Here is a 4,420-nt window from a genome sequence, read left to right on the forward strand (position 1 = left end):
GCGGCTGTTCTAGCCGTCACTTCAGCTGTGAAAAACTCTAACAGCCTTCGCTGTACTTTTTTACTTAGTTTACAACGGGTTATCTTCATAAAAGTAGTCTAGCATAGTGCTTATCTACTACAGCCCCAAAAATATTATCTCCCAGTACTAAACATACATTACTATCGCCGATAAAATCTTCACCAATAATAAATGCTTGTGCTAACCCATCTGGGCTCGGCTGCACTGCGTATGTAATTTCAATGCCTAGTTGGCTACCGTCTCCTAACAAGCGCTTAAACCCATCGATATCTTCGGGTGTACTGATAACCAGTATCTCTCGAATGCTTGCTAGCATTAAGACAGATAGTGGATAATATATCATCGGTTTATCATAGATTGGCAAAAGTTGTTTGGAAACACCCTTAGTGATTGGATAAAGTCGAGTGCCTGAGCCACCTGCTAAGATAATTCCTTTGGTCATCATGATATTTGTACTCCTAGCCGTTCACGTTGATAGCTACCATCTTGAACACGGCGACACCAATCTAAATTGTTTAAATACCATTCAACTGTTTTACGAATACCACTCTCAAAGCTTTCTTCTGGAGTCCAACCCAAATCATTCTTAATTTTGGAAGCATCAATAGCATAACGTAAATCATGCCCAGGACGATCTTCAACAAAAGTAATTAATTCTTCATAAGGTTGATTGTTTGATTGAGGCTTTAACACATCTAAGATGTGGCAGATTGTCTTTACGACCTCAATATTCTGCTTTTCATTGTGACCACCAATATTATAAGTTTCGCCGATAGTGCCTTCCATCACAACTTTATAAAGTGCTTTTGCATGATCTTCAACATAAAGCCAGTCACGTATTTGGTTGCCTTTCCCATAGATAGGGAGTGCTTTTCCATCTAATGCGTTTAGGATGACTAGCGGTATCAGTTTTTCTGGAAAGTGGTAAGGACCATAGTTGTTAGAGCAGTTAGTGATAACAATAGGCAGACCATAGGTTCGATACCAAGCACGAACTAAGTGGTCTGAACTGGCTTTTGAAGCAGAGTAGGGAGAGCTTGGAGCATAAGGGGTAGATTCAGTAAATAAATCAGTAGTACCTTCTAAGTCCCCATACACTTCGTCAGTAGATATGTGATGAAATTTAAATTGAGATTTCTTGTGCTGACTCAAGCTTTGCCAGTACTTTCGACTAGCCTCTAGAAGTGTATAAGTACCAACGATATTAGTGTTTATAAATTCAGCAGGGCCATCAATTGAGCGATCAACATGTGACTCAGCAGCAAGATGCATGATTAGATCAGGCTGGAATTCACTAAAGGACTGCTCGATAGCTGCCGCATCACATATATCTATTTTTTGAAAAGCATAGTTGGGATTGCTTTCAACTTCGACCAGTGATTCTAAGTTTCCAGCATAGGTTAATTTATCAATATTTAAAATCTGATGGTCAGTATTCTTGATTAAGTAGCGTATAAGAGCAGATCCGATAAAACCTGCTCCACCTGTAATTAGAATATGCATATAATATCTTTTAAAATTTAATTGGTATGAGATTACGCAATCATTTGCTGTGCAAAGATTGGTGCAAATTGATTAATAAACTCTCTTATTAACAATCTAATTCATCACGGAATATAGGGCTATACCAATGGTAGTGAGAAGAACGACACCCGCTATTCTATTACGACGACGAATTTTCTGACGTCTTAATTTAGTTTGTCCGCGGCTGGCTTGATACTGCTCGATATATATCTCACCCTCATAGTCTTTATCAAAGATTTTGATGTAGCCTGCAGGTAAAGGCTCAACTGAAATTTTATTTTCAAATTTAATCATCGCTTCATCAAGGCTGTCTTGATCAACCTGAGTTTCTTTGCCATCTACTTGCTCAGCGATCCATTGCTTTACTAACGCTTTGGTTGGCTCAGTGTTTCTAAAAAACATGGTGCTAGCTAGGTAGTCGTGCGACATACCTGGCATACCTTTGGTTTTATAAAATGCAACATCTGCAGTTATGTCATTAAAGTAGTCAATCGGTTTTTTAACAATAGCATCTGCATCTAAATACAAGATATCCTTGTTTGGAAACTTGGCTAAACACTCCAGTACAAAATGTGGTTTAAGACGCGTGTTAGCTTCCCAATAGCCCGCATCCTCAACTTCACTAAAGTAGTAGCTAATATTAAACTCATCTAGAGAGGACTTTAAACGCATAGCATGTTCTTGATAGCTTGCAGTATAAAAGCAGCAGACAATGAAGCTTTGATTATCGCTAACATTAGTAATAGAGTCGGTTTGAACTAATTCGCTCATAAAATTCTCGATAAGTTAAAAATAAATTGAATGTTTATTTAATAAACTATTAGATGAATAAAGGGGCAGAGTTTCTCTATTTGGTTTTTTATACCCACCATTGTGATTTTTCATCTTTATGTAAACTTTTTACTAAAGAAAAGGCGGTGTCTAAGGCCTGAATTTTATCAAATACAAATAATAAAATTTTTGCTGCTAACGGGTCTAACTTTTTAAAACCCTCATAACGTTCTCGCATATTTCTAAGCGTATCGTCTGTACCTATACGGAAGTAGGTTAATCCATTATATAAGGTCAAATGCTCGGCATATAGAGCATTTGTATTTTCCTCATGGGTGGTCTTTATGTCTTTCAATCCGCACAAGTATGTTTGCGTTTCATATACTTTAAGTGTATTTACTAGTGTAGCCACATTGAGCAAAATCGCAGAGCGTAGAGGATCCGTTGAATGGTCGACAAAAGTATCGCATGCAGATACTATCCAGCGTAAAGATAGACTGTTCAATAAAAAATCAGACTCAGCCTCCCATAACCTTTCAAACTCTTTAAAAGTTTCTTGCAGTTTGTATCCACGGCGTAAAAGAATAATTAATGTGGCATGATAAAAACAGATTTCTGGCTGATTAATAAACTCTGCCTTGACCTTATTAAGATGATCAGATAGATTTTTTAAACGCGGTTTGTGAGCATCTTCTACCAATTCAACTTCGTTTTCTGTTAGGATTTTGGCTTTCATATCTGCATAGGATTTATTAGAGTAACTCGATAGAGCTTCGCTGGCACCCAACTTTTTTTCACTAGCAAATAGTAGAACTGCTTTCCTTTTCCATCCAGATAACTCTTTCATTGAGTCATCACTCCTCTTGTTTATTTCAAAGTTCTATATATTTCTAAATAAACCCTTAGATACAGGCGATTTATTAGTCACTTTAACCCCATGCTGATCATACACTATACCCATTAAGTCAAATGAGGGTACGATACGATCGGTGATGGCCTTATCAAGTTTACAAGGGGCAGCATCATCTTTACTTTCATAAAATCTAGGTTGGCTACTATTAATTAAATCGATGCCGTATAAGCTTATTTTTTTAGCGCCTAAAGTATAAGCTAATTGTGCAGCGACAAAAGCAACGGTTCCAGCTTCAACAAAGCCATTTTCTATATCTAATGAAACACCAATAGGTTTAGGAGAGTTTGTAGAATCGATTACAAAGTCTTGATGGTCTTTAAACTTATCCAAAGAAAGTTTTTTCTTAGCTACTTTATTCAGTATAGGCAGAGACTTTAAAAGGCTAAGCTTATCATCAGTTAGTGGTCTATCTACTGGATAAATAAGAGTGATAGAATCCTGATACTTTTGTATAAGATTAGGTAGGGCAGTTGCTATGGTGTCTATAACGGGCTTAGTAATATATAACGGCTGACCGGTATAAAACTGCTCTAGAATTTCAGCATTGTGTTTGATAAACCTTTCATCACTGATAACATAGGCCGCGATATTTGCAAAGTCGTGTTTATCTATTAGTGATAGGCTACCGTTAACAAAAATAGAAGGATTTTCCAGTAAGTCATCCGTAAATGACAATTGGTCAATGGAGGGACCTGATGCAAAAATATTTACTGATTTATTAATATGGTTTGCATTTTTTTTGTTAAAAAAGGGAACAGAATAAGTTTTTCCCTGTACTTTAATTTGATAGTTGCTAATACCTTTGCTATTCATTCAGACCACCATACATTACGCTATTTTAAGGGGAGTTTTTTGCTCTTTTTGCATGTAAGAAAAAGGTTTTAGGTTGACAAAGCTATTTATCTATCTTTCTTTCCTTTTTTTATGAATAATAATACTTTTAATAACATTAGACCTCTTGCAAAAGTCATAGGTTTAGCTCGAAATTAATGATACCAGCAAACAGCTTCATTCTAAGATCATAGCGCTGACGACGGTTACGATATTTATGAGCCACGATTTTAAACAACTTGATTAAGCCTATTTTGTGCTCAACCACAATACGGAACTTTGCCAGATAGTGATTGGCCTGTTTGCATATCTCCAGTAACTGACCACCACGTGGCTTTTTAAAAGGGGTGAAGGTTTGCT

Annotated in this window: 5 protein-coding genes and 2 pseudogenes; all 7 read right to left on the reverse strand. The window is 36.7% G+C overall.

Going from position 1 to position 4,420, the window contains the following annotated elements; genetic code table 11:
- Window positions 1–89, reverse strand: a pseudogene (locus JMX98_RS13445) (IS1595 family transposase); the annotation flags it as partial.
- A gap of 38 nt (window positions 90–127) precedes the next feature.
- Window positions 128–466, reverse strand: a pseudogene (locus tag JMX98_RS13450) (sugar nucleotidyltransferase); the annotation flags it as partial.
- Window positions 463–1,524 (reverse strand): dTDP-glucose 4,6-dehydratase, encoded by a 1,062-nt coding sequence (gene rfbB / locus JMX98_RS13455; protein ID WP_201587314.1) that lies wholly within the window; start codon window positions 1,522–1,524, stop codon window positions 463–465. The gene rfbB and the pseudogene JMX98_RS13450, both read right to left, overlap by 4 nt.
- A 96-nt stretch (window positions 1,525–1,620) precedes the next feature.
- Complete coding sequence (locus JMX98_RS13460) at window positions 1,621–2,316, reverse strand: putative nucleotide-diphospho-sugar transferase (RefSeq protein ID WP_201587316.1); 696 nt, start codon at window positions 2,314–2,316, stop codon at window positions 1,621–1,623.
- 88 nt (window positions 2,317–2,404) lie between these two features.
- Window positions 2,405–3,163 carry a hypothetical protein gene (locus JMX98_RS13465; RefSeq protein ID WP_201587318.1) on the reverse strand — a complete coding sequence of 253 codons (759 nt, stop codon included), beginning with the start codon at window positions 3,161–3,163 and terminating at the stop codon, window positions 2,405–2,407.
- Between the two features lie 33 nt (window positions 3,164–3,196).
- A complete protein-coding gene (locus tag JMX98_RS13470; protein WP_201587320.1) occupies window positions 3,197–4,042 on the reverse strand; it encodes a hypothetical protein in 846 nt (281 codons plus the stop codon).
- Window positions 4,043–4,196: 154 nt separating this feature from the next.
- Window positions 4,197–4,420, reverse strand: a 224-nt coding sequence (locus tag JMX98_RS13475; RefSeq protein ID WP_320157768.1) for a transposase family protein, incomplete at its 5' end; no start/stop codon positions are given.

Source organism: Psychrobacter sp. HII-4, from assembly GCF_904846595.1.
Lineage (GTDB): Bacteria > Pseudomonadota > Gammaproteobacteria > Pseudomonadales > Moraxellaceae > Psychrobacter > Psychrobacter celer.